At 65.2% G+C, this 25,759-nt stretch carries 22 protein-coding genes; 11 read left to right on the top strand and 11 right to left on the bottom strand.

Annotation, left to right across the window (positions count from 1 at the left end):
• Nucleotides 1-267 precede the first annotated feature (267 nt).
• Nucleotides 268-498, top strand: a complete 231-nt coding sequence (locus tag C8D95_RS14995) for a hypothetical protein (protein ID WP_109760013.1) — start codon at nucleotides 268-270, stop codon at nucleotides 496-498.
• A 132-nt stretch (nucleotides 499-630) separates the two neighbouring features.
• Here C8D95_RS14995 and C8D95_RS14990 read toward each other — a convergent pair whose 3' ends face one another.
• The 9 genes from C8D95_RS14990 to C8D95_RS14950 all read right to left on the bottom strand — a co-directional run bounded on the left by C8D95_RS14990 (nucleotide 631) and on the right by C8D95_RS14950 (nucleotide 10,676).
• A complete protein-coding gene (locus C8D95_RS14990) occupies nucleotides 631-2,055 on the bottom strand; it encodes a gamma-aminobutyraldehyde dehydrogenase (RefSeq protein ID WP_109760012.1) in 1,425 nt (474 codons plus the stop codon).
• A 22-nt stretch (nucleotides 2,056-2,077) separates the two neighbouring features.
• A complete protein-coding gene (locus tag C8D95_RS14985; protein ID WP_109760011.1) occupies nucleotides 2,078-2,884 on the bottom strand; it encodes an ABC transporter permease in 807 nt (268 codons plus the stop codon).
• Entirely contained in the window at nucleotides 2,874-3,791 is a 918-nt protein-coding gene (locus C8D95_RS14980; protein WP_109760010.1) for an ABC transporter permease, read from the bottom strand. Before C8D95_RS14980 ends, C8D95_RS14985 begins: the two co-directional genes overlap by 11 nt.
• A 1-nt stretch (nucleotide 3,792) precedes the next feature.
• On the bottom strand, nucleotides 3,793-4,785 hold the full coding sequence (locus C8D95_RS14975; protein ID WP_109760009.1) for an ABC transporter ATP-binding protein: 993 nt from the start codon (nucleotides 4,783-4,785) through the stop codon (nucleotides 3,793-3,795).
• 66 nt (nucleotides 4,786-4,851) lie between these two features.
• Entirely contained in the window at nucleotides 4,852-6,006 is a 1,155-nt protein-coding gene (locus C8D95_RS14970; protein WP_109760008.1) for an ABC transporter substrate-binding protein, read from the bottom strand.
• A gap of 141 nt (nucleotides 6,007-6,147) precedes the next feature.
• On the bottom strand, nucleotides 6,148-7,053 hold the full coding sequence (locus tag C8D95_RS14965) for a LysR family transcriptional regulator (protein WP_109760007.1): 906 nt from the start codon (nucleotides 7,051-7,053) through the stop codon (nucleotides 6,148-6,150).
• 116 nt (nucleotides 7,054-7,169) lie between these two features.
• A complete protein-coding gene (locus C8D95_RS14960; RefSeq protein ID WP_109760006.1) occupies nucleotides 7,170-8,252 on the bottom strand; it encodes an FAD-binding oxidoreductase in 1,083 nt (360 codons plus the stop codon).
• Nucleotides 8,253-8,260: 8 nt separating this feature from the next.
• Entirely contained in the window at nucleotides 8,261-9,505 is a 1,245-nt protein-coding gene (locus C8D95_RS14955) for an aromatic ring-hydroxylating oxygenase subunit alpha (protein ID WP_109760005.1), read from the bottom strand.
• A gap of 127 nt (nucleotides 9,506-9,632) precedes the next feature.
• A complete protein-coding gene (locus C8D95_RS14950; protein ID WP_164721609.1) occupies nucleotides 9,633-10,676 on the bottom strand; it encodes a GlxA family transcriptional regulator in 1,044 nt (347 codons plus the stop codon).
• Between the two features lie 96 nt (nucleotides 10,677-10,772).
• Here C8D95_RS14950 and C8D95_RS14945 point away from each other — a divergent pair, with 96 nt between their 5' ends.
• The 4 genes from C8D95_RS14945 to C8D95_RS14930 are packed head-to-tail and all read left to right on the top strand — an operon-like array spanning nucleotide 10,773 to nucleotide 15,889.
• Nucleotides 10,773-12,026, top strand: coding sequence for a sarcosine oxidase subunit beta family protein (locus C8D95_RS14945; protein WP_109760123.1), 1,254 nt, complete (start codon nucleotides 10,773-10,775; stop codon nucleotides 12,024-12,026).
• Nucleotides 12,027-12,038: 12 nt separating this feature from the next.
• Entirely contained in the window at nucleotides 12,039-12,341 is a 303-nt protein-coding gene (locus tag C8D95_RS14940; RefSeq protein WP_109760003.1) for a sarcosine oxidase subunit delta, read from the top strand.
• The gene (locus C8D95_RS14935; protein ID WP_109760002.1) at nucleotides 12,338-15,328 is read left to right on the top strand and encodes a sarcosine oxidase subunit alpha; all 2,991 of its coding nucleotides are present in this window, start codon (nucleotides 12,338-12,340) and stop codon (nucleotides 15,326-15,328) included. Before C8D95_RS14940 ends, C8D95_RS14935 begins: the two co-directional genes overlap by 4 nt.
• A gap of 9 nt (nucleotides 15,329-15,337) precedes the next feature.
• Nucleotides 15,338-15,889 (top strand): sarcosine oxidase subunit gamma, encoded by a 552-nt coding sequence (locus C8D95_RS14930; RefSeq protein WP_109760001.1) that lies wholly within the window; start codon nucleotides 15,338-15,340, stop codon nucleotides 15,887-15,889.
• Nucleotides 15,890-15,913: 24 nt separating this feature from the next.
• Here C8D95_RS14930 and C8D95_RS14925 read toward each other — a convergent pair whose 3' ends face one another.
• Nucleotides 15,914-17,959, bottom strand: a complete 2,046-nt coding sequence (locus C8D95_RS14925; protein ID WP_109760000.1) for an NADH:flavin oxidoreductase — start codon at nucleotides 17,957-17,959, stop codon at nucleotides 15,914-15,916.
• A gap of 119 nt (nucleotides 17,960-18,078) precedes the next feature.
• On the opposite strand from C8D95_RS14925, the gene C8D95_RS14920 reads away from it, so the two are divergent.
• Complete coding sequence (locus C8D95_RS14920; RefSeq protein ID WP_109759999.1) at nucleotides 18,079-18,732, top strand: TetR/AcrR family transcriptional regulator; 654 nt, start codon at nucleotides 18,079-18,081, stop codon at nucleotides 18,730-18,732.
• Between the two features lie 9 nt (nucleotides 18,733-18,741).
• On the opposite strand, the gene C8D95_RS14915 is transcribed toward C8D95_RS14920, so the two are convergent.
• Nucleotides 18,742-19,815: a nucleoside hydrolase gene (locus C8D95_RS14915; RefSeq protein WP_109759998.1), complete on the bottom strand. Its 1,074-nt coding sequence runs from the start codon at nucleotides 19,813-19,815 to the stop codon at nucleotides 18,742-18,744.
• Nucleotides 19,816-20,254: 439 nt separating this feature from the next.
• Between C8D95_RS14915 and C8D95_RS14910 the strand changes: the two genes are divergently transcribed.
• The 5 genes from C8D95_RS14910 (at nucleotide 20,255) to C8D95_RS14890 (ending at nucleotide 25,738) form a co-directional block, all read left to right on the top strand.
• Nucleotides 20,255-21,154: a substrate-binding domain-containing protein gene (locus C8D95_RS14910; protein WP_241239843.1), complete on the top strand. Its 900-nt coding sequence runs from the start codon at nucleotides 20,255-20,257 to the stop codon at nucleotides 21,152-21,154.
• Nucleotides 21,155-21,237: 83 nt separating this feature from the next.
• Nucleotides 21,238-22,764 (top strand): sugar ABC transporter ATP-binding protein, encoded by a 1,527-nt coding sequence (locus C8D95_RS14905; RefSeq protein WP_109759996.1) that lies wholly within the window; start codon nucleotides 21,238-21,240, stop codon nucleotides 22,762-22,764.
• Nucleotides 22,761-23,768: an ABC transporter permease gene (locus C8D95_RS14900; RefSeq protein ID WP_109759995.1), complete on the top strand. Its 1,008-nt coding sequence runs from the start codon at nucleotides 22,761-22,763 to the stop codon at nucleotides 23,766-23,768. The genes C8D95_RS14905 and C8D95_RS14900 overlap by 4 nt, the downstream gene beginning before the upstream one ends.
• Nucleotides 23,769-23,772: 4 nt before the next feature.
• Entirely contained in the window at nucleotides 23,773-24,753 is a 981-nt protein-coding gene (locus tag C8D95_RS14895) for a sugar-binding transcriptional regulator (protein ID WP_109759994.1), read from the top strand.
• Complete coding sequence (locus C8D95_RS14890) at nucleotides 24,743-25,738, top strand: aldo/keto reductase (protein ID WP_109759993.1); 996 nt, start codon at nucleotides 24,743-24,745, stop codon at nucleotides 25,736-25,738. Before C8D95_RS14895 ends, C8D95_RS14890 begins: the two co-directional genes overlap by 11 nt.
• Nucleotides 25,739-25,759: the final 21 nt, after the last annotated feature.

The raw sequence follows: 25,759 nt of genomic DNA, 5'->3' as shown, positions 1-25,759 counted from the left end.
CAAAGTTGAATTTTGTCGAATTGAAGGGAATCGCCTTCGCAGGCATCTTCAAATCATCGGACATGTAGTTCGGTGTGTGTGTGACGAGTGAGATGAGTGACCGGACCACAAAGCGAATTCAGTGTGAGTGTTTCGCCTCGGCCCGGAGTGTTTACGAGTGAAAGAGTGAGTTCTGACTCAAGGCCGGTGCGGTCGGCCGAAGGTGGAGGGATGTGGGGATCCCTCCACCTCAGTCAGAGAGACCCCGCGAGAAAGTACGTGTGACCCATGTTTGACCATTCGATCCGCTTCCGTTCCGTCTCGGCCACGCAGCTTGAAGAAGCCGGCACGCAGTTCACGCGGGTCCTTCTTGAAATCTCCGTCGGGACCTTCTCCGATGAAGAGCTTCTCGGCCTCGAGGAAGAGCTGGAGTTCTGTGCCCAGACCGGCCTCATCGGCCTGCGCATGTCGCAGCTTCTGGCAACGCTGCGCCTGGATGCCCTGGCCGAAGCCGCGTGATCGCAGCGCCGGCCCGTGCAGGGTCGGGACCTGACCATCCCCAATGACATCGACAGGCCGGAGGTTGCTCCGGCCTCGTCTGCGTCCGCTGTTACCCGACGGGCGCGATGCGTCGAGCGTCGCGGGGCCGGGCTAGTGCTTCACCATGATATGGCGCGCGACCGTATAGTCCTCGAGCGCGTGCATCGACATGTCCTTGCCGTAACCCGAGGATTTCAGTCCGCCGTGGGGCATCTCGTTGGTCAGCATGAAATGCGTGTTGATCCAGGTGCAGCCATAGCGCAGCCGCGCCGCCGTCGACATCGCCCGACCGATGTCCTTCGTCCAGACCGATGAGGCCAGCCCGTAGTCGCTGTCGTTGGCCCAGGACACCGCCTCGTCCACGTCGCTGAAGGGCGTGATCGAGACGACCGGGCCGAAGACCTCGCGCTGGACGATTTCGTCCTGCTGGCGCGCGCCGGCGATGACGGTGGGGGCATAGTAGAAGCCCCGGTCGCCATGAACGCTGCCGCCGGTCGTGATCTCGACGTGGTTCAGTTCCCGCGCGCGTTCGACGAAGCTTGCGACACGGTCGCGCTGGCGGGAGGAGATCAGCGGCCCGATCTCGTTCAGCGTGTCGTCGGCGTCGTCGTAGACGATCCCGGACACCGCAGCGCTGAGGTCGGCGACGAGATTGTCGTAGGTCTTTTTCGATGCATAGATCCGGCAGGCGGCGGTGCAGTCCTGACCGGCGTTGTAGTAACCGAAGGCGCGCAGGCCCTCGACGACCTCCGAGACGTCGGCGTCGTCGAAGACGATGACGGGGGCCTTGCCGCCAAGTTCCAGATGCGTGCGCTTGACGGTCTTCGACGCGGCCTGAAGCATCTTCTTGCCCGTCGCCACGTCGCCGGTCAGCGAGATCATGTCGACGCCCTTATGGGTGACAAGCGCGTTGCCGACGGTCTCGCCCCGTCCGGTGACGATGTTGACGACGCCTTTGGGTAGCTCCTCGGCGAGGATGCGGGCGAATTTGAGCGCCGTGAGGGGCGTTTGCTCGGACGGCTTGAAGACGACCGTGTTGCCGCCCGCGAGGGCTGGGGCCAGCTTCCAGGCCATCATCATCATCGGATAGTTCCAGGGCGCCACCGAGGCGACGACGCCGATGGCGTCACGCCGGATCATCGAGGTGTAGCCGGCGAGGTATTCGCCTGCGAGCGGCCCGTGCATGTTGCGCGCGGCCCCGGCGAAATAGCGGTAGGTGTCGACGATGGCGGGGATCTCGTCCCCCCGCGCGGCGTTGATCGGCTTGCCGCAGTTCAGCGCCTCGAGCGCGCCGAAGGCGTCGCCCTCGGCCTCGATCCGGTCCGCGATGCGAAGAAGGGCGGCCGACCGCTCGGCGGGTGTCGTGCGGGACCAGCCGGCGAAGGCGTCGCGCGCGCCCGCGACCGCCGCTTCGACCTGATCGAGCGACGCCTCGGGCAGCTCGAGAATGGTCTCTCCCGTGCGCGGGTTGAGGATCGTTTCCGGGGTTTCCGTTCCCGCGGCGAATGCGCCGCCGATCAGAAGCTGGGTGTCCATGGGGTCCTCCTCAGAAGGGTGTTCATTTGCCGCCGCCTGCGGTCTCGGAACCGCCGCGGGTCAGATAGTAGGCGCCGAGGATCGGCAGGAAGGTCACCAGCACCACGACCATCGCGACGACGTTGGTCACCGGGCGCTGACGCGGGCGCACCAGCTCTTCCAGCATCCAGATCGGCAGCGTCTGCTGCTGGCCTGCCGTGAAGGTGGTGACGATGACCTCGTCGAAACTGAGCGCGAAGGCGAGCATGCCCCCCGCCAGAAGCGAGGTGCCGATGTTGGGCAGGACGATGTGGCGAAACGTCTGGAACCCGTTCGCGCCCAGGTCGGCCGAGGCTTCGAGCATCGAACGCGACAGGCGCCGGAATCGGGCGACCGCGTTGTTGTAGACGACGACGATGCAGAAGGTCGCGTGGCCGAGGACGATCGTCAGCGTGGAAAACGGGATGTCCGCGATGTTGAAGGCCGAGCGGAGCGCGATGCCGGTGATGATGCCGGGGAGCGCGATGGGCAGGATCACCAGGAGCGACACAGCTTCCCGTCCGAAGAACCGCGCGCGGCTGACGGCGGCGGCGCAGAGCGTTCCCAGGATCAGTGCGAGGATCGTCGAGATCGCGGCCACCCGGACGGACAGCCCGAGCGCCTGCCAGACGTCGGGCCGGTTCCAGGTGACCGCGAACCACTTGAGCGTCAGGCCGGGCAGGGGCCACTGATAGGTCCGTTCCTCGGTCGTGAAGGCATAGGCGAAGATCAGGAGGATCGGCAGGTGCAGGAATGCGAGCCCCGCGAAGGCGGCGATCTTCAGGCCGAGCGGCGCGCGGTCAGAGTGCATCGAAGGCCCCCTGGCGCTTCGCCATCCAGAGGTAGAACCCCATGATGACGATGGGCACCACGGCGAAGGCGGCGGCGAGCGGGATGTTCCCCGCCGTGCCCTGGTGGGCATAGACCGCCTGACCGATGAAGTTCCGCGACGAGCCCACGATCTGGGGGATGATGTAGTCGCCTAATGTCAGCGAGAAGGTGAAGATCGAGCCCGCGATGAAACCCGGCAGTGCCATCGGCAGAATGACGTAGCGCATCGTCTGCCCGCGCCGCGCGCCGAGGTCGTCCGAGGCCTCGATCAGGTTCTGCGGCACCCGCTCGAGCGCCGCCTGCACCGGCAGGATCATGAACGGCAGCCAGACGTAGAGGAAGACGAGGAAGGTCCCGATGTAGCTGACCGACAGCGAGTTGCCCCCGATGACCGGGATCGAAAGGACCGCGTTCAGGATGGCGCTGGCTCCGATGCCGTCGACGGCCCAGGTCAGGATGCCTTCCTTCGCGAGGATCAGCTTCCAGGCGTAGACCTTCACGAGGTAGCTCGACCAGAGCGGCAGCATCACCGCGAGGTAGAAGAACGCCTTCATCCGGCCCTTCGCGTAGCGCGCGGCGTAATAGGCGATGGGGAAGGCGATCACGGCGGAGGCGACCGTCACGGCGGCGGCCATCAGCGTGGTGCGCAGGATGATGTCGAAGTTCGCGGGGCGGAACAGCTCGCGATAGGTCTTGAGCGTCAACTCGTAGTCGATCAGCCCCGAGAACTCGTCGATCGAGAAGAAGCTCTGGAGAAGGAGCGCGGCCAGCGAGCCGATGTAGACCACGCCGAGCCAGAGGAGCGGCGGGACGAGCAGCACCGCCAGCAGCACGCGGGGCTGCCGCCAGAACAGGTCCGAAAGCCGGTCGCCCGCGGCGGTGGCCATCTCAGGCCTCCTCCATCCGGTGGAGGGCCGTCGCGTCCCAGGTCAGCCCGACGGTGGCGCCCGGCTCGGGCAAGGGCGTGCCAGCGGCGAGGTCGGCGGCGATGACGGCGTCCCCGATGTCGACGTGGACGCGGCTGACCGCGCCCAGGTAGCGGCGCGAGGCGACAGTACCCTGTACGACACCCTCGCCGGGCGGAACCAGCCGCACCGCCTCGGCCCGCAGGCTCGCCCAGCCACTGCCGGCGCCGGCACGCACGCAAATGTCGGGAGACAGCACATTGGCGGAGCCGACGAAATCGGCGACGAAGCGGGTCCGGGGACGCTGGTAGATCTCCTCGGGCGTGCCCACCTGCACGATGCGGCCCTCGTTGAAGACGGCGACCCGGTCGGCCATCGACAGCGCCTCGCCCTGGTCGTGGGTGACGAAGACGAAGGTGATGCCGAGCGACCGCTGGAGCGCCTTCAACTCGTCCTGCATCGCCTCGCGCAGCTTCAGATCCAGCGCGCCGAGCGGTTCGTCCAGCAGCAGGACCTTGGGCCTGTTGACCAGCGCGCGGGCCAGCGCGACCCTCTGCCGCTGACCGCCGGAGAGCTGTCCGGGCTTGCGGTCGCCGAAGGCGTCGAGCTTGACGAGCGACAGCATCTCTTCGGCCGCAGCGTGGCGGCGCGCCTTCTCCTCGCCCCTGACCATCAATCCGTAGGCGACGTTGTCGCGGACGTCGAGGTGCGGGAAGAGGGCATAGTCCTGGAAGACCGTGTTGACGGGTCTTCGGTTCGGCGGTACCGCGCCCGAGTCCTCGCCGAAGATCAGGACACGGCCGGATGTCGGCCTTTCGAAGCCCGAGATGAGCCTCAGGCACGTGGTCTTGCCCGACCCCGAGGGACCGAGCATGGCGAAGAAGCTGCCCTCGGCGATGGAGATCGAGACGTCGTCCACCGCGCGGATGCTGCCGAAATGGCGCGAGACGTGATCGAAGGCGACGGCGTCGGTCATCGGTAATTGGCTCCGGTCCGGCGGCGCGGGCGCGCCACCGGAGAGGTCATGCGAAGGGGCAAGGTCTCAGCGGCCGCCGATGACGCCGATATAGTCGCTGACCCATCGATAGTAGGGCACGCACTCGCCCTGGCTTTCGCAGGCGCTGACGGGCGTGGTCCAGAACCGGATCCGGTCGAAGTCGTCGAGACCGTTGGCCGAGCAGCCCTCGGCGGTCTGCATCCCCGAGCCGTCCGAGCAGGCCGCTGGCACCGCCGGGACCGACCCGAACCAGGCGGAAAGATCGGACATCAGGTTCGACGACAGCGTGTGCTCCATCCACATGTAGGCGCAATTGGGATGGGCGGCGTCGACGTGCATCATCGTCGTGTCGGCCCAGCCTGTCGCGCCCTCCACCGGGATGACGCTGGCGATGGGCGCGCCTTCGCTTTTCAGGATGTTGACCTGGAACGGCCATGACCCCGAGGCGACGACGCCCTCGTTCTTGAAATCGTCCATCTGGATGAAGGCGTCGTGCCAGTAGCGGCTGACCAGCGTGCGCTGCTGGCGCAGAAGGTCGAGCGCTGCCTTGTACTGGTCCTCGTTCAGTTCGTATGGGTTGGCGATCCCGAGTTCGGGCTTGTGGTGCATGAGGTAGTTGGCGGCGTCGGCGACGTGGATCGGGCCGTCATAGGCCTGCACCCGTCCCGAATTGGACTGGCCGTCCGGAAGGGTCGTCTCCTCGAAGACGACGCTCCAGCTATCGGGCGGCGTGTCGCCGAAGGCTTCGGTCGAATACATCAGCACGTTCGGACCCCACTGGTAGGGGACGCCGTAATGGACGCCGTCGACGGTGTGCCAGGGCGCGTTCTGCAGGCGCTCGTCGATGGTGGACCATGACGGGATGAGCGCCGTGTTCACCGGCTGGACGCGCTTGCCGGCGACAAGACGGAGAGAGGCGTCGCCCGAGGCGGTGACGAGGTCGAAGCCGCCTTCGTTCATCAGGGCCACCATCTCGTCCGAGGTGTTGGCCGTCTTGACGTTGACCTTGCAGCCCGAGGCCTCTTCGAACTTGGTCACCCAGTCGAAGGCGGCGTCGGTCTCGCCGCGTTCGATGTAGCCGGGCCATGCCACGATATCGACCTGGCCCTCGCCATCGCCAAGCTCGGACACCTGGGCGAGGACCGGCTGGGCCACGAGGATCGCCGAGACCGCGGCCGACAAAAGGAAGCGTGCAGACATCTTGTATTCTCCCGTTGGTGTTGTTACGCCCCGATCATCCCACTCGCAGAGTGGTCGCCGGGATTGCGCGCAGGATTGGTCGCGGGTCGCGCTTTCGCAATGCCAAAATCCTGATCGGCATTATCGGAAAAACCGAATGCTTCAGGTCCCGGCCTGGAACGAGCTTCGCGCAAGCCGCACGAAATCGCGCGCGTTGGCCGAGAGAGGCGCGCCGCGGCGCCAGGCCATGCCGACCTGAACCGTCGGCAGGTCGCCCGAAACATCGCGGATCTCGATCCTGTCGCCTTCGAGGGACCAGGGCCGGTAGATCAGGTCCGGCAGGATCGCCACGCCCATTCCCGTCGCCACAAGCGACCGGACCGCTTCGACCGAGCGCGTGCGGAAGGCGACCTCCGGCCGCGCTCCGAGGGACAGCAGAAGCGTCTGGGTGCTTTCCTCGATCTCCTCCACCGACAGCATGATGAGAGGCTCGCGGACGACATCCTCGATGCTCACCGCCTCTTCTCCGGCCAAGGGATGGCCCAGCGGCAGCCAGAGGCGCATGGCGGAGGCCGCGATGCTTTCCACCTCGAAGGCCGAGCGGTTGTGCAGCTTCGAGACGATCAGGAAGGCCACGTCGATCTCGCCCCCGATTAGAAGGTGCTCGAGATATTCGCCCGTGTCCTCGACCGCCGAGATTCGAATGCCGGGAAAGGTCCGGCGGAACCGCCCGAGCGCATCCGACAGGCCGTACCCGGCAACGAGCGAGGTGACGCCAAGCCGGATCTCGCCCTCGCGCGCGTCGGCGCCCATCATGAAGGCACGCCGGGCGTCCGACACGTCGTCCCGGATCTTGCGCGCGTGACGGAGGAACTGATGCCCGGCGACGGTGATCTCGAGGCCGCGCGCGCGCCGTTCGAAGAGCGTGACGGACAGGTCGGCCTCGAGCGCCTTGATCGCCTCGGTCACGGAGGACTGCGAGATCGCCAGGGCCTTGGCCGCATTCGTGATGCTGCCGTGCTCGGCGGCGGCGACGAAGAACTGAAGGTGCCTCAGGGTGAAAGCCAAGCGCGTCCCTCTGGTGAATGCCCGACCGGACGGCCGCCCGGTGCGGGCGGCCTGTCTTCCCTTCTAGCGCGTTGAAGGAATTGACGTAACGGTGATTTCAGGCAGCGCGCTGCGGGTCAGACCTCGACCTCGACGGCGCCTATGGGCCGTGAACAGCAGGCGAGGATGTATCCCTCGGCGATGTCGTCGTCCGAGATGCCGCCGTTATGCACCATGTGGACCTCGCCCCCGGTCTTCCTGATCTTGCAGGTGCCGCAGACGCCGAAGGTGCATCCGGACGGGATGACGATGCCCGCGCCGCGTGCGACGGCGAGAACCGTGTCGGTTTCCTTGCACTCCGCCGTCACCTCGGATTTCGCGAAGAGGACGCTCGCGGCGCTGTCCTCGTCGAGGATGACGTCGTCGTGCTCGGGAAGCTGCTCTTCTTTCTTGACCGGCGCGGCGAAGCTTTCCTGGTGGTAGTGCTCCATGTCGTAGCCGAGCGCGATCAGCATTTCGCGCACCGCGTCCATGAAGGGCTCAGGCCCGCAGCAATAGACCTCGCGTTCCAGATAGTCGCCGGCGATGAGGCCGATCATCAACTGGTTCAGCCGTCCGCGAAAGCCTGTCCAGACGCGGTAGGGATCGTCCTCTTCGACGATGAAGAACAGCCGGATCGACGGCACGCGAGACGCCATCTGCTCGAGCCGTTGGCGCGCAATGATGTCCTGCGGCCGATGGGCGCAATGGACGAAGGTGATGTCGGTGTCCGTCCCGCGGTCGTAGAGGTAGGTCGTCATCGACAGCGACGGCGTGATGCCGGACCCGGCGGAGATGAAGAGGTACTTCTTGCTCTCCTTCCGGGGCATCGTGAAGATCCCGGCGGGGCCTGTGGCCTTGATCTCCATCCCCGGCTTCAGGTGGTCGAGCATCCATCGCGTGCCGACGCTGCCGGCCTGCGCCTTGACGGTGACGGCTATCGTCAGCGGTCGCGAGGGCGAGGACGAGATCGTGTAGGTCTTCCAGATGGTGCCGCCGGAAACCGGCAGCTCGAGCGTCAGGAACTGGCCCGGCTCGTAGCGGAACTGCGCCCCGGATCGCGCGACGAAACTGAAGGTCGCCGTGTTCGGCGCCTCCGGCACGACGGCGCAGCACAGGAGCGGTTCGGCGTCGGTCCAGATCCCGTCGTCCTCGGAGGCGCGAAGGTCGAGTTGCAGCATTGCTCCGGTCACTCCGCCGCCAGGGTTGCGGCGCCGGTGCCGGTGATCGACCGGATCATGGTCGAGGCGTACCAGTCGACGAACTGGATGTTGCCGCCTTCGTGGATGGGCGAATAGGGGCCGGGCTCGTAGGCGGGCGAGCGGATGCCGCGCTGGTTGTTCTCGACCACTTCGCGGTCCTCGTTGTTCGTCGCGATCCAGACCTCGGTCAGGCGCTTGAGGTCATAGTCCTGCCCCTCGACCGCGTCCTTGTGGACAAGCCACGTCGTGCGGACCTCAGTCTCCATCGGGCCGATCGGCGTGACGCGGAAGAGGATGACGTGGTCCGACAGTAAGTGGTTCCAGCATCCCGGATACTTGTACTTCAGAAGCGACCCCGCGTCGCGGAACGGCAGCGTGGAGTTCGGCCGCGTGCTGGCGACCTTGCCGTCCATGGTATAGCTCTCGGCGCCGTCGAGCAGCGGCGTGCGCACGAAGCGCCAGTCGCCCCAGGACGATTCGAGGAAGGCCGAGGGAGCCCCGGCGGCCTCGCAGCGCTGGCTGTGCTGCCGTTGCAGGCCGCTCAACTCGCCGCTGTTGTCGCTGCCGATGGCGCGCGGATCCTCGGGGAAGGTGCGGCAGAGCGACGGGTGGTTCCCGGCGCAGTGGTAGCATTCGCGGTTGTTCTCCCACACGAGCTTCCAGTTGCCGTGCTCGATGATGGTGCTCTCGTGGGCGACCTTCGAGTTCGCGAGGTCGTGGGGCGCCATGTAGCGCGCCGCCTCGGCTGCGAAGTCTTCGATGGGCGGCGCCACGTCGGCGAGGCAGATATAGACCATGCCCGAGACATCGCGGCAGTGAACGTGCTTCAGTCCGTGCTTCGAGGCATCGAAGTCGGGGCCCATCTCGCGCGCCCAGAGCAGCCTGCCGTCAAGCTCGTAGGTCCACTGGTGGTACGGGCAGACCAGCTTGGGGTGCGTCCCCTTCTTCGACTTGCACAGGACCGAGCCACGATGGCGGCAGGAGTTGTGGAAGGCGCGGATTTCGCCGTCGTTGCCGCGCACGATGACGACGGAATAGGCGCCGACGTCGTGGACGACATAGTTCCCGGCCTTCGGGATCTCGCAAGCCGGAATCGAGAAGAGCCATTCGCGATACCAGATGTGGGACAGGTCCGCGTCGAAGACGCCTGAGTCGCAGTAAAGCTCCTGCGCCAGAGAATGATCGGGCCTGCGGCGCATGAGGGTGGACAGAACGTCGGATTCGCGAAGCATTGGGAACTCCTGGCCTGAAGTCGGTTACGATGTCTCGCAACCGATGCCTTGCGGGCGTCATCGCACGCGGACAGGTCGCGGACCGTCGGAATTGCGACATGGTCCGCCGGGTTTGCGACCGACCGGCTCAGTCGGGCTGGTTCAACAGCACTCCGGTCGCCGGGCCGTCCGGAACGACGGCGGCTTGTGCCGAGCGGTACTCGGCGGGCGAGAACCCGCGCTCGGCCTTCATCGTCCGGGCAAGATGCGTCCCGTCGCAAAAGCCGGTGGCCAGCGCGACGTCGGCCACGGTGTCGCGGGTGGAGCGCAGTTTCAGAAGCGCCCGGTCGAGTCGGATGTCGAGGTAGACCTTCGAGGGCGTCTGCCCCACGTCCCCGAGGAACCGCCGCTCCAGCGTCCTTCGGCCGACGTTCAACTGCCGGGCGAGGCTGGCGGCGGGAAGCGGAAGCTCGACGTTCTGCTGCATCCTGAGGACCGCCCGCTTGACGAGGTCGTCGGTGGGCCGTCTCGCGACAGGCTGGCCCGGCTGCGCCACGTCGCCGCGAAGCGCGTGGTCGATCATCATGATGTTGAGGCTCTTGATCGCGGCGGACTGCCCGACATGGCGAGCGACGAGAAACGCCGCCAGATGCGCCGCGCCGTGTCCGCCCGAACAGGTCAGGCGGTCGCGGTCCACGACGAAGATCTGGTCGGCCACGGGCTGCACCGCGTCGAACCGGTCGACGAAATCCTGGTGATGGAACCAACTCACGCAGCAGCGGTAGCCGTCGAGCAGCCCCGTTTCGTGGAGAATGAAGACGCCGGTGCAAAGACCGACGACCGGCACCCCGGCCGAGGCCTGCGCGCGGAGATAGTCCCGTTCCGCCACGCTCAGCGCCGAGCGGTCGCTCATCACGCCGCCGACGACGACGAGGTAATCATAGCGGCCGGCACTGCGAAGCGTCGTGGCGGGCGTGACCTTGACGCCGCAACTGGAACGCACCGGGGTCATCGTCTCGGACAGGACGGTCCATTCGCAAAGGATGGGGCGGGACTTGTCGGCTTCGTCGGCGGCCAGACGCAGGACATCGACGAAATTCGCGAAGGCGGACAGGGTGAAGTCGTCCGCCAGAAGGAAGGCGATGCTCAGCTTCTTGCGGCCGGACATCGTTGGGTCGGCGGGTGAAGGCATGGCGCAATCCTACTGCATGTCTGGCGCTGATATACCGCCCATGACCTCGCATTGGGAATAGGTCAACGCATCGTGTTCCCGCGCAAGGTGCCGACGATGACCCATTTCAGTGCCTTCAGCCTTCTGAAGAACGCCCTGACCGGCCACAAGAACTGGACCGAGCAGTGGCCCGACAGCCAGCCCAAGGCCGAATACGATGTCGTCATCGTCGGAGCGGGCGGCCACGGGCTGGGCGCGGCCTATTACCTCGCGAAGGAGCACGGGATCACCAATGTCGCGGTGATCGACAAGGGCTGGCTCGGCGGCGGCAACACCGGGCGGAACACGACGATCATCCGGTCGAACTATCTCTACGACGAAAGCGCGCGGCTCTACGACCATTCGGTCGACCTGTGGGAGAACCTCAGCCAGGAATTGAACTACAACGTCATGTACTCGCGGCGGGGCGTTCTGATGCTCGCGCACAACGTCCACGACGTGCAGAGCTTCAAGCGCCACATCCACTCGAACCGCCTGAACGGCGTCGACAACCGCTGGCTGACGCCGGAGGAGTGCAAGGCCTACTGCCCGCCGCTGTCGATCTCGAAATCCGCCCGCTATCCGGTCATGGGTGGCGCGCTGCAGGAGCGCGCGGGCACCGCGCGGCACGATGCGGTCGCCTGGGGCTATGCGCGCGGCGCGGCGGCGCGCGGCGTCGACATCATCCAGAACTGCCCTGTGACGGCGATCCGCCGCAACGCGGACGGCTCGGTCGCGGGCGTCGAGACGGCGAGGGGCTTCATCAGGGCAAAGAAGGTCGGCGTGTCGGCGGCAGGCCACACCTCGGTCGTGATGCAGACGGCGGAAGTGCGCCTGCCGCTGGAAAGCTATCCGCTTCAGGCGCTGGTGTCGGAGCCCGTCAAGCCGGTTTTCCCCTGTGTCGTGATGTCCAACGCGGTCCACGCCTACATCAGCCAGTCGGACAAGGGCGAGCTGGTCATTGGTTCCGGCACCGACCAATACACGAGCTACAGCCAGCGCGGCGGCCTGCCGCTGATAGAGCATACCGTCGCCGCCATTGCGGAAGTCTTCCCGATCTTCAACCGGATGCGGATGCTGCGGAAGTGGGGCGGGATCGTGGACGTGACCCCCGACCGCTCGGCGATCATCTCGAAGACGCCGGTCGAAGGACTCTACGTCAACTGCGGCTGGGGCACCGGCGGCTTCAAGGCGACGCCGGGCGCGGCGCATACCTTCGCCTGGACCATCGCGAAGGACGAGCCGCACCCGATCAACGCGCCGTTCACGATGGAGCGCTTCCGCACCGGGCGGCTGATCGACGAAGCGGCCGCCGCCGCCGTCGCGCACTGAAGGACGACGCGCATGCTTCTGATAACGTGCCCTTATTGCGAAGAGACCCTGCCCGAGGCCGAGTTCGCCTATGCCGGGCAGGCGCATGTCATCCGACCCGAGAACCCATCCGGCCAGTCGGACGAGCAATGGGAGGAGTTCCTCTTCATCCGCGAGAACCCGAAAGGTCCGCATTTCGAGCGGTGGCGGCATCTCCACGGCTGCGGGCGGTTCTTCAACGCCGTGCGCGACACGGTGTCGGACAAGTTCCTGACGACCTACAGGGCCGGCGCGCCGCGTCCCGACCTCGCCAGCCTGGGGGGAGACGCGAAATGAGCGGAAACCGCGTTGCGGGCAAGGGCCGCGTCGATGTCGGGAAATCGGTGCGTTTCACCTTCGACGGAAAGCCGTTCGTGGGGCTGAAGGGCGACACCGTCTCCTCGGCCCTCCTGGCGAACGGCGTCCACCTGATGGGCCGGTCATTCAAGTACCACCGGCCGCGCGGGCCGGTGGCAGCGGGGTCGGAGGAGCCGAACGCGCTGATCGGTACCCGCCGCGGGCCCGGCCGCTTCGAGCCGAACACGCGCGCCACGGTGCAGGAGATCTGGCAGGGTCTGGAGACCACGTCGCAGAACAAGTACCCGAGCCTGAAGTGGGACATCGGCGCGGTCAACGACGCGGCCTACATGCTGTTCTCGGCGGGCTTCTACTACAAGACCTTCATGTGGCCAAAGAGCTTCTGGCACAGGGTCTACGAGCCCTTCATTCGCGCCGCCGCAGGACTGGGCGTCAGCCCCACCGAAGAGGACCCCGACACCTACGCCTCGCGCTTCCTGCACTGCGACGTGCTGGTCGTGGGCGCGGGTCCCGCCGGGCTTGCCGCCGCGCGCGCTGCGGCCGTCGACGGGTTGAAGGTCGTGCTCGTCGACGAGAACGCTGAGGTCGGGGGTTCGCTTCTGTCCGAACCGCAGGCGCTTGTCGACGGCCAGCGGGCCTGGGACTGGCTGGCCGCCGAGGTAGAGGCGTTGAAGGCGGCGGGCGTCCGGATCATGACCCGGACCACCGCCATCGGCTATTATCACCAGAACATGATCGGGATGGTCGAACGGCTCACCGACCACCTGTCCGACCTCCCCGCCGACACGCCCCGCGAGCGGATGTGGAGGGTGCGCGCCAAGCGCGTCGTGCTGGCGCAGGGTGCTCTCGAAAAGCCGCTCGTGTTCCACGGCAACGACTGCCCTGGCGTCATGCTGGCGGGGTCGGCGCAGACCTATCTCAACCGCTACGGCGTGCTGGTCGGACAGCGGCCGGTCATTCTGACCTCGCATGACAGCGCGTGGTTTGCGGCCTTCGACCTGGCGGATGCGGGCGCGCAGGTGCAGGCCATCGTCGATACGCGCGAAAGCGTGCGCGACGACCTCCTCGCCGAGGCCGGGAAGCGAGGCATCAGGCTGAAGATCGGACATACCGCGACCGCCACCAAAGGGCGGCTGCGCGTGACGTCGCTCCGGGTCAATCCGGTGACGGACGGCAAGGTCGGGGCGGGCTATGTGATCGGTTGCGACGCCGTCCTGATGTCGGGGGGATGGACGCCGTCGCTGCACCTCTTCTCTCACACCAGGGGGTCGCTCGCCTGGGACGAGGACCTGACCACGTTCCTGCCGAAGGACACGCCGGAGAACTGCGTCATCGCGGGCGCGAGCCGGGGGCTCTGGGGCGTCGAGGCGGTGCTGAACGACGGCGCCGACAAGGGCCGCGCCGTGGCGGCCGACCTTGGCGGAACCGGCGGGGAGACGGCCTGTTCGGTTGCCTCCGACCGGACCGGGACTGGCGTCAGCCACACGGAGCTGCCGACCGACCTGAATCCTGGCAAGGCCAAGGCCTTCGTCGACTACCAGAACGACGTGACGGCCAAGGACCTGCGTCTGGCCGTGCGCGAAGGCATGCGGTCGATCGAGCACGTCAAGCGCTACACCACGAACGGCATGGCGACCGACCAGGGCAAGATGTCGAACATCAACGGCTTGAACATCGCCGCGGATGCCCTTGGAAAGAAACAGCCTCAGGTCGGCCTGACGACGTTTCGGCCGCCTTATACGCCGACCTCGTTCGGGGCCTTCGCAGGCTACCATCGCGGCGCACATTTCGAGGTGACGCGGAAGACACGGATCGATGGCTGGGCCGAGGAGAACGGCGCGGTGTTCGAGCCGGTCGGCCAATGGCGCCGGGCGTGGCACTTCCCTAAACCGGGCGAGGACATGGACACCGCCGTCCGCCGCGAGTGCGTGGCGACGCGCCAGTCCGTCGGCATCTTCGACGCCTCGACGCTTGGCAAGATCGAGGTCGTGGGGCCGGACGCGGTCGAGTTCATGAACCGCATGTACACCAACCCCTGGACCAAGCTCGCGCCGGGGCGCTGCCGCTATGGCCTGTTGTGCGGCGACGACGGATTCATCCGAGACGACGGCGTGATCGGTCGCCTGACGACGGACAGGTTCCACGTCACCACGACGACCGGCGGCGCTGCGCGCGTGCTGAACATGATGGAGGACTACCTTCAGACCGAGTGGCCGGACCTGAACGTCTGGCTGACCTCCACCACCGAGCAATGGGCGACAATCGCGCTGAACGGCCCGAAGGCCGCGGCGCTGCTGGCCCCTCTCGTCGAAGGTGTCGACCTGACCGACGAGGCCTTCCCGCACATGTCCTGCGTCGAATGCACCGTCGCTGGAATGCCCGCGCGTCTCTTCCGCGTCAGCTTCACCGGCGAGATCGGGTTCGAGGTCAACGTGCCCGCGCCGAGGGGACGGACGCTGTGGGAGGTGCTGTGGGAGGCCGGTCGGCAATACGACATCTGCGCCTATGGCACCGAAACCATGCACGTCCTGCGCGCCGAGAAGGGCTACATCATCGTCGGCCAGGACACGGATGGAACGGTGACGCCAAAGGATGCCGGGCTCGACTGGGCGGTCGGCAAGTCGAAACCCGATTTCGTCGGCAAGCGCGGCATGGCTCGTCCAGACCTGACGTCCGAGGGCCGGAAGCAACTGGTCGGCCTTCTGACCGAGGACCACTCCAGGCTGGAGGAAGGGGCTCAGATCGTCTTCGATCCGACGCAGGCGCTTCCCATGACGATGGTCGGTCATGTGACCTCGTCCTATCACTCGGACGCGGTGGGACGACCGATCGCGCTGGCACTGGTGGAGGGCGGGCACGGACGCATGGGCGAGACCGTCCACATCCCAATGCCCGACCGCACCATAGCCGCGAAGATCACGCCCATGGTCTTCGTCGATCCCGACAACGCAAGGCTGAAGATCTGAGGAACCGCCATGAATAAACCGATGTCCTCCGAACCCGAGGTTCTTGCGGAAAGTGCCGCTGTCCGCGTTCGGCTGGCGAAGCCCTGCGCCCGGCTGTCGTTGCGTGCGCGAGGCGACTTGGCGCCGCTTGAAGCGGCTCTCGGTCTGTCGCTGCCCGGCAAGATCGGCGAGCGTTGCACCGGCGGCGAGTTAGAGGCCCTGCGCCTCGGTCCCGACGAATGGATGCTTCACCTGCCGGAGGGGACGGTCGAGGGCGTCCTGTCGTCCTGCGCCGGTGTCTATGAAACCCTGCCGCACAGCCTCGTCGACGTGTCGGGTCGCGAGGTCACCTTCCAGATCGACGGCGCACGCGCAACGGAGCTGCTCACCCTAGGCATGGCCCGCGACCCCGAGAGCATCGCGGTGGGCGAGGGGAGGCGGACGAACTTCGACGGCGTGACCGTCACGATCTGGCGCGACGCCGACAGCGCCTATCGCATGGATGTCTGGCACAGCTTCGCGCCGCACGTCCTCCATCTTCTCGAAACCGGGTGCCGGGAATTGGCTGCCGAGGCCGTCTGACCGGGGGTCGTCCTGCGGGCGTCTTCAGATATCCTTCATCAGCCGTAGTGCATCGAAGATGGCGGCATGCGTGTTGCGCGCGCTGACCGCGTCGCCGATGCGGAACAGCTGGAAGCCGCTTTTTTTCCCGCTTGCGATGCCCTGAGCGCGACCCTCGATCAGCGCGTCGTAGTCGACCGCGCCGCCGTTCGAGGACAAGGGCTTCAACTCGAAATACAGGTCGTCCAGCGGCAGGGTGCCGTAGTTCACCACGATCTGGTCGTAGATCCGTTCGGTCCTGAGATCGCTGTAATCCGTGCCGATCACGGCCTTCAGTCGGTTGCCGTCGCGGGTCACGTCGAGAAGGCGGCGGGTGACGGTGAAGGTCACGTCCTTCGATTGCAGAGCGCGCATGTAGGGAACGAGGTTCATCGCCATGATGTCGGGGGCGAAGGTGCGGTCGGGGGTCATGACCTCGACGGTCGCCCCGGCGGTCGCGGCGACCTCTGCCGCCATCAGGCCCGGATGATCGCCGCTTTCGTCATAGACGAGGACGTTCTGCGCGGGCTTTACGTCACCCGCGATGATGTCCCAGGCGCTGACGACATGGCGTTGCTCCTCGCCGCTTTCGAAGAGCTCGGTATTGGGCAGGCCGCCCGTTGCGACGATGACGACGTCGGGGTCGAGCGCGGTCACGTCGGCGGCTTCGGCCCAGGTGTTGAAGCGGAATTCCACGTCGCGCGCCGCGCATTGCGCCATGCGCCAGTCGACGATCGAGATCATCTCGCGCCGTCGCGGGTTCAGTGCGGTCAGGCGGATCTGACCGCCCGCATCGGCCTGTGCCTCGAACACGGTCACGTCGTGTCCGCGCTCGGCGGCGACGCGCGCCGCCTCGAGGCCGGCCGGACCGGCGCCGACGATCACGACCTTCCTGCGCGTCGCCGCCGGTTCGATGGTGTGCGGCATCGTCAGCTCGCGCCCCGTGGCGGCGTTGTGGATGCAAAGCGCGTCGCCCGCCTGGTAGATGCGGTCGAGGCAATAGGTGGCGCCGACGCAGGGGCGTATGTCGTCCTCGCGGCCTTCCATGATCTTCCGGACGATGTGCGGGTCGGCCATGTGCGCCCGCGTCATGCCGACCATGTCGAGCTGTCCCGACGACACCGCGAACCGCGCCGTCGCCACGTCGGGGATGCGGGAGGCATGGAACACCGGCATCCCGGTGGCGGCGCGGATCGCGCCCGCGAGCCACAGGTGCGGCGCCGTCGCCATGCCCTGGATGGGAATCGTGGTCGTCATCGCCGGGTCGGTGTGAATGCGCCCGCCGTTGACGTTGAACACGTCCACGAGTCCGGCGGCCTTGATGTGCAGGGCAAGCTGAATGCCCTCGTCCGGCGTGATCCCGCCTGGCGTCTTCTCGTCCGCACCCATGCGCAGGCTGAGGACGAAGTCGTCCCCGACACGCTCGCGCACCGCGCGAAGCACGTCGATCGTCAGCCGCGCCCGGTCCGCAATATCCGCGCCGCCGTAGGGGCCGTCGAGGTCGTTGCTCAGAGGTGACATGAACTGGTCGAGGAGATGGCCGTGGGCGATGATCTCGACCCCGTCCATGCCACCCGCCTGCATCCGTTCGGCGGCATCGGCGAAGTCGGTGACGATGCGCTTGAGATCCCAGTCCTCTGCCAGCTTGGGAAATGCCCGGTGTGCCGGTTCGCGATGCTTCGAAGACGACACCGACGGCAGCCAGTTGCCCTTGTTCCACGTCGTGCGTCGCCCGAGGTGCGTCAACTGGATCATTACGGCGCAACCGTGGTCGTGACAGGCGTCGGTGAGCCTTCGGATCCACGGCACGACCTCGTCCTTGTAGGCGAGAACGTTGTTGAAGACCGGCGGGCTGTCCTTCGACACGGCTGCCGACCCCGCTGTCATGGCCAGCGCCACGCCCGCCTTCGCGCGTTCGGCGTGATAGGCGGTATAGCGATCCTTCGGCATCCCGTCCTCGGGGTAGGCCGGTTCGTGGCTCGTGGTCATGATGCGGTTGCGCAGCGTCAGGTGTTTGAGGCGGTAGGGCTGCAGAAGGGGATCCCCGGACATGCGCGTCTCCTGAACGGCTACGCCTCAGCGATGCGCAAAATGTTCATGTGTGTCAAGTTAGTGTTCACGAGCGTCGAGTTTTGTTGATTGCCGCGCGAGACGACATTAGAAGGGCGGGCATGACGGACAAGGGCTCATCCGACGAACCCACGAAAGGCTGGCGCGGATCGCGCGACGTCTGGCTGGCCGCGGCCCGCGACGCCTTCGTCACCTCGGGGATCGACGCGGTGAAGATTCAACCGCTCGGCACCCGGCTCGGGCTGTCGCGCACCAGTTTCTACTGGTTTTTCGAGGATCGCGCCCAGCTTCTGCAGGCGCTTCTGGACGACTGGCGAGAGACGAACACGAGCAGGCTCGTCGACGCCACCGACGGGTTCGCGCAATCGATCACCGAGGCCGTCCTGAACGTCATAAGCGTCTTCCTCCCCGGGGGCGGGTTCGAGGCGGGACTGGATCTTGCGGTGCGGGGCTGGGCGCATCAATCGGATGCGGTCGCAGAGGCGGTGAACCTCGAAGACGAGACGCGGCTTTCGGCGATCCGGCACATGTTCGCGCGATTTGGCTTCGATCCGGACGAGGCCGACGTCCGGGCACGCACGATGTACCTGGTCCAGATTGGTTACATATCGATGCAGGTTCAGGAGGACATGCCTGTCCGGCTCGCGCGCATCTCCAACTATGTAAAGACGTTCACCGGCGAGCAGCCGACATCTGCCGAGATGGAGCGTTTTCTGGCGAGAGTTCGCCATGGCGCTGTCCCGGCACTCCCCTGAAAGACGCCGTCACTCGGCAAGGAGCGAAACGTCGGCCCCATCGAGCGTCGGACAGTAGGTGACCTGGCGTCCGCTTCCCGAGACGGCGCCCGGCCTCACGAACAGGCCCGCGTCATCGAACACCCAAAGCCAACCTGGCGCCCATCCGAAGTCCACGGTCGCCGTCCCGCCTCCGCACTGGAAAGCCTCCGGGCTGAGAACGTACTGCGCGGCCACGAGGTCGAAGGGATAGAAGCCGCCAAGGCCCACCTCGTCCTGCCAATAGTCCATCCACCCGGCCGCGCCTTGGACGATCCAGTCTCCAACCGATCCGGATGCAGCGATCCAGCCGAGATCGTCTTGCGTCACCATCACGTCTCGGGCCGCCTCGTAGGGGATCAAGGTGAGCGGCACCCTCGTCGACAGGAGAAAGTCGACCGCCTTCGGATCCTTCCGGAAGTTGAGGTCGCTGAAGATCGGACCATGACCGAAGAGGACGCCGTCGCCGCGCCCTTCGCTCGGGTGAAAGAGATGACCCGGGTGCCGGCCCATCACCGCGATGACCCGCTCCAACCGGGCGGCGAGCGACGGGTCGGAGCGAAGCGCATCCGCGATATTGGTCAGCGGACCAAGCGCCAGGATCGTCAACGGGTCGCTTTCCAGAGCGCTGGCGAGCGCCGCGCTTGCCGGGGACTCCGCGTCCGAAGTTGCGCCGGCGCCACGAAAGATAGTCGGAAGCGGATGGCCCGCTGGCGCCAGTCGCGCCGCCAGGTCGCGGGCGATTGCATCGGTCACATCGATCCCGGCATTGCCGAAGACCGTCGACACGCCTGCGATCTCGATCCTCTCAGACCGCGCCAGCGCGAAGAGGGCGAAGCAATCGTCTGGGTCGCTGCGGGATCCGTGACCGCAAGCGGGATCGGTGTCGATCCACAGGCGTTCGGGCGTTTTGGCGTCCGAAGGCGAGGCCGGGAAACCGGCGTGATCCACCTCGCCGGTCCGCCAGGTTCTGACGGGCAGGGCAAAGGTCCCGATCGCGACGGCAACGAGCCCCGCAAGAGCGAGGAGGGCCCTGTAAACTCGCCGCTTGGTCTGATGTGGCATCGAACCAGTCTTGGGCGACCTGTGACGGATGTCGAGGTTATGGGCGACGGTGTGATCCGCTTGCTGGCGGCTATCGGAGCAGACCTGCCATTCACGTGCCGTCGTCGCGGCGGGTGATCGAGTCGACCCGTACGGCGGCCTGCGGCGCGTTAGATGTGCGCCTTGAAAAAAATTTCAGTTTTCAAGAAAAATTGCAGAATCAATTTTGCCGACAGCCCGTCTCCTCTACCAATCACACTGCAACAAAAATCGCTTTGCGAAATTTCTTGCCATCGTTCCTCTCAGGATGGGCAGGGAAGGTCGCGAGGAGCACAGGGAGGAAGTGATGAACGTTAAGCGTACAAGGATTCTGGCCGCGTCATTTTTCGTGGGAACGGCCCTAGCGTCTGCTCCGGCCGCGGCCGCAGGCATCATGTGCGAGCCTGGCGAGACCTATGTCATGAACGTGATGGTTTCCAGCCATCCGTACTGGGTCCCGGTCTATCAGGGATTCAAGCAGGCAGCCGAGGCCTTCGGATGCGAGGCCGTATTCTCGGGTACACCGGACTATGACATCACCAAGCAGATCGCGTCGTTCGAGCAGGATCTGATCAAGCAGCCGGCGGGAATTCTGCTCCATCCGATGCAGTCCGATCCGTTTATCGCGCCGATCAACGCCGCTATCGAGGGTGGTACGGAAGTCGTGACCTTCGCCGCAGACTCACCCAAGTCGAAGCGCACGGCCTACATCACGTCGGACAACCTTGCCGAGGCCAAATTCGCCGCCGAAGAAATCGTGAAGCAGGTTGGCGACAGCGCGGAATACGCGGTCCTCGAGAACCCGGGCCAGTCCAACCATGATCTGCGGGTCACCGCACTCATAGATTACATGGAAGCCAACTTTCCGAACATGAAGCTCGTCGGCCGCCAGGCGACCAACCAGGACAGCAACGCGGCCTACAAGGCAACCGCCTCGATCCTGCAAGCCAATCCGAACCTCGCGGCGATGTGGATCCCGGAGGCCGGTTCGGCGGAAGGTGCCGTCGCGGCGAAGCTGGAGGCTGGCTCGGACGTCCTCATCATGCATGCCGACGTCACGCCCACGACGCTCGAGCACATCCGCGCGGGCAACATCCACATGTCGCTCAATCCGAACCAGGGTGTGCAGGGCTTCATGGGCTTCATGGCGGTCCATCTCGCGAACCGGTCCGACCTCTTCGACCCGTTCAACGACTGGAAGACCTCCGGCTTCAATCCGATGCAGATCCCGTTCATGGACAACGGCTTCGCGGTCATAACCAAGGACAACGCAGACAGCTTCGACCTGAACGTCTACATGGACGGCCGCGATCCGAGCTGACCGACGGAGGCCGCCAGTCTCCCGCTCCGTCCGCTTCGACGCGGGCGGGGCGACCGCAACCCAGATGACCGGACAATCCCCCGATGGCAGACGAGACGGTTCTCCAGATTTCGGGCCTGAACAAATCCTTCGGACCCGTGAGGGCCTTGAGCGACGTGCGGTTCGAGCTTCGGAAAGGCGAGATACACGCCGTCGCGGGCGAGAATGGCGCGGGCAAGTCGACGCTCATGAACATCATCGACGGGATCCTTCAGCCAGACAGCGGCGACATCATTCTCGATGGCCGGAAGGTGACGATCTCGTCGCCGACCGAGGCTCAAAGATACGGGATCGGCTTCGTGCACCAGGAGATCGCGCTTTGTCCCGACGTCTCGGTGGCCGAGAACATCTTCATGGCCCGGACGAACGCCAGCCGGTCGTTCTTCATGGACTACCGGAAGCTGGAGCAGGACGCGGCGGAAGTGTTTCGTCAACTCAGCGGAATTGATCCTTCGGTCGTCGTGCGCGACCTGTCGATTTCGAACCAGCAGCTTGTCGAGATAGCAAAGGCGCTTACGCTCAACTGCCGCATCCTGATCCTTGACGAGCCCACCGCCGCACTGACCCTGACGGAATCGCAGGTCCTTTTCGACATCATGCGCAAGCTGGCGGACCGGGGCATGTCCATCATCTACATCTCGCACCGAATGGTCGAGATCTTCGAGAACTGCGACAGGGTGACCGTCCTTCGTGACGGGAAGTACATCACGACCCGCGACGTTGCAGAGATCAGCCCGTCAGACGTGGTTAACGCAATGGTCGGAAGGGTCATCGACGGGCTCTATCCCGAAAAGCAGACCGGACCTTCGGAAGAGATCATCTTCGAAGCACGAGACCTGAACGACGAACCGCGCTTCAGCGACGTCAGCTTCCAGCTCCGCAAGGGCGAGGTACTTGGCCTTGCGGGGCTGATCGGCGCCGGCCGAAGCGAGATCGCGAGGGGAATTTGCCGGCTGGAAGGCAAGGCAACAGGCGAGATCGTTCTGAACGGGCAAAAGCTTGACCTGAAGACGTACCGGGACTGTGTGAAGCACGGCATCGTGTATCTGAGCGAAGATCGAAAGGGCGACGGCGTTTTTCTCGACATGGCCATCGCCGCGAACATCTCGGCCCTACGGGTGGAGCAGGTCGCGAACGGGCTGGGGCTGATCCGCTTCAACAAGGAAGCGCACCAGGCAAAGACACTCGGGGCCAAGCTCAACCTCAAGTATGGATCGCTGTCCGGTCCGGTCTCATTGCTGTCAGGGGGTAATCAGCAGAAGGTCGCACTCGCCAAGATGCTGAGTGTCGATCCCAGCCTGATCTTTCTCGATGAACCGACACGGGGCGTCGACGTGGGCGCCAAGTCCGAGATTCATCGCATCCTGCGCGACCTCGCGAGCACAGGCGTCGGAATAGTCGTCATTTCCTCCGAACTTCCCGAGTTGATCGGTCTCTGCGACCGGGTGCTGGTGGTCCGGGAAGGCAGGATCAGTGGTGAGGTTTCAGGCGAGATGCTGACGGAGAGGGAAATCATGCGACTGGCGTCGATCGTGGACGCCGACGACAGGCTCAGGGCGAGGGCGAGATGAGCGACACCGTTCACGTTGAGGAGGCGCTGCTTGTCCCGAACCGGAGAAGTGACGGCATTCTCCGCGGTCTCTTTCGGATGCGGGAAACGGGTTTGGTGCTCATCATTCTCGCTCTCTTCATCACGATGTCCTTTGCGTCGCCCTACTTCCTGACCTGGGCCAACATGCGCGCGATGTCGGTCGCCTTCGCCGTCGACGGCATCATCGTGATCGGTATGACGATTTTGCTGATCTCTGGCGGGATCGACCTGTCGGTCGGTTCGGTCACGGCGCTGGCGATGGTCATCGCCGGGTGGCTCTTTCTGAACGCCGGAGTCGATCCCTGGCTGGCTTCGCTGATCTCGATCGCCTGCTGCGCCGGGATCGGCGCGGTGATGGGCTTCTTCGTGACGAAGGTGGGCCTGCACCATTTCATCGTCTCTCTTGCGATCATGGTCATTGCGCGGGGCATCTGCCTGCTGGGAACGGGCGGGCGCCCGATCGGGCTCTTCACCCTGCCGCCCGAGTTCAAGTTCATCGGTCAGGGGTCGGTGGGGCCGATCCCCGTCGTGATCCTGATCTTCCTCGCCTTCGTCATCACGTTCGATTTCATGCTTCGCCATACCGTAATGTTCAGGAAGGTGTTCTACACGGGCAGCAACGAGAAGGCGGCCGCCTATTCCGGCATTCGGACGAAGAAGGTCATCTTTCTGACGACGACGCTGTGTTCCACTTTATGCGGGGTCGCCGGGATCATCTACATGTCGCGTTTTGGCTCGGCCCAACCAACCTTCGGGATCGGGCTGGAACTGACGGTGATCGCCGCCGCCGTCATCGGCGGAGCAAGTCTCAATGGAGGCTCCGGCTCGATTCTCGGCGCGATCCTGGGCGTTGTCCTGCTGTCTCTCGTGTCGAGCTCGCTCGCGCTTCTCGACGTCTCGGTGTACTGGCAGGACATCATACGCGGCACTATTCTTCTTGCGGCGGTCACGATCGACCATTTTCTGAACAAGAGGCGCAGGTAGCGCGATGTTGGACGAACGCAGGGACTTCGACCTGATCCGGCAGATTCACGCCGTTCTCGTGCTCCATTTCATCGAGGGGCTGAAGCAGTCCGAAATCGCAGAGCGGCTCAACCTTTCGACGTCGAAGGTGAACCGGCTGATAACGCAGGGCCGCCGAGAAGGCATGGTCCGGATCGACGTCCAGAGCCCGTTCCAGGCGCTTCTGGAACTGGAAGCGGCGCTGACGAAGGTCACCGGCCTAAAGGGCGCCGTCGTGACGCCGTCGGTTTCCGGCAGCGCCGAGACGACGCTGAACAGGGTCGGGCGCGCGGCGGCGAACGAACTCGTCTCCACTCTGCGCGATGGCGACGTAATCGCGATTACTGGAGGGAAAGCCGTCAGCGCCATCGTCCAGAATGTCGCCTCCGAGAGGGCGATGGATGTGACAGTCGTGCCCCTGACCGGAGGCGTACAGGGCAAGTACCACACGGACGTGAACCACCTCGCCATTCAACTGGCGGAGCGGCTTGGCGGCACCCCTCTGCTGATGCACGCCCCCCTTTTCGCCGAGAACCGGATGCAAAGGGACATGCTCATGGGCGTGGCGTCGATCCGGGAGGTTCTGGACGTCGCGCGTCAAGCCTCGGTTGCGCTTGTCGGGATCGGATCGATCGAGCCGGAGGGATCGAGCTACTACGACCTCTATCCGGTGCCCGAAGTGGACCGGAAGATGCTGATGGCCATGGGAGTCGTCGGCGAGTTTCTCGCGCATCTGACTCATATCGACGGCTCGATTGCGAACTATGCGTTGAACTCGCGGCTCGTCGCTCTTGCGCCACAGGACCTCAGGCATTGCAAACGGGTCATAGGCGTGGCGGCCGGGCCGGAGAAAGCCTTGCCGATCCAGTCCGTGCTGAACGGTGGTTTCCTCAACTCGCTTATCCTCGACGAGGATACGGCGCTGACGGTGCTGAACAAACTGAAGGGGACCGGGGATGCCGGATGACATGCTGACGCGAGAAATAGGGAATTCCGGTATCGAGGCCTCGGTAGTCGGTCTTGGCACCTGGGCCATTGGCGGATGGATGTGGGGCGGCACCGACGAGGCCACCTCGATCGCGGCCATCCAGGCGGCGGTCGACGCGGGTATCACCCTGATCGACACCGCTCCGGCCTATGGGCAGGGCGTGTCCGAGACCATTGTCGGAAAGGCGCTTCAGGGCCGGCGCGAGAAGGTGGTGCTCGCCACGAAGTGCGGAATCGTCTGGCACACGCAGAAGGGCAACCACTTCTTCGACTACGACGGCAAGCCGGTTCACCGCTACCTCGGCAAGGAGTCGATCGTCTACGAGGTGGAGCAGAGCCTGAGGCGGCTGAACACCGACCGTATCGACCACTACATCACCCACTGGCAGGACCCGACCACCCCGGTCGAAGAAACCATGGAGGCGCTCGAGGCCCTCAAGGATGCAGGAAAGATCCGGTCCATCGGCGCTAGCAACACCGATACGGACATTGCGCGTGCCTATCTTGCCGCCGGTCAATTGGACGCGGTTCAGGAAGAGTACTCGATGATCAAACGCGATCTGGAGAACGAGATTCTGCCACTGTGCAGGCAGAACGGCGTCTCGGTTCTGAGTTATTCGTCGCTTGGTCTCGGCCTGCTGACGGGCAAGATCGGACCGGAGCGCGAGTTCTCCGGCGACGACCTGCGCAAGGGCAATCCCCGCTTCTCGCTTTCCAACCGAGAAAAGGTGGCTCGGCTGATGGCGGCCATAGGACCTGTTGCCGAGCGCCACGGCGCGACGCTGGCGCAGGTGGTGATCGCCTGGACGGTTCAGCAGCCGGGGATCACCTTCTCCCTCTGCGGTGCGCGGGACAGGCGGCAGGCCGAGGAGAACGCCGCGGCCGGTCGCATCCGTCTGTCTGCAGAAGAAATTACCGAGATCGAAACCCAGGCCCGTACGCATTTGACCGGGCTCGATACCTGATCCGGGACGAAGAGGATGACC

Source organism: Silicimonas algicola, assembly GCF_003148765.1.
Lineage (GTDB): Bacteria > Pseudomonadota > Alphaproteobacteria > Rhodobacterales > Rhodobacteraceae > Silicimonas > Silicimonas algicola.
The sequence above is the reverse complement of the archived record's forward strand: the minus strand, read 5'-3'. Positions and strand labels throughout refer to the sequence as shown.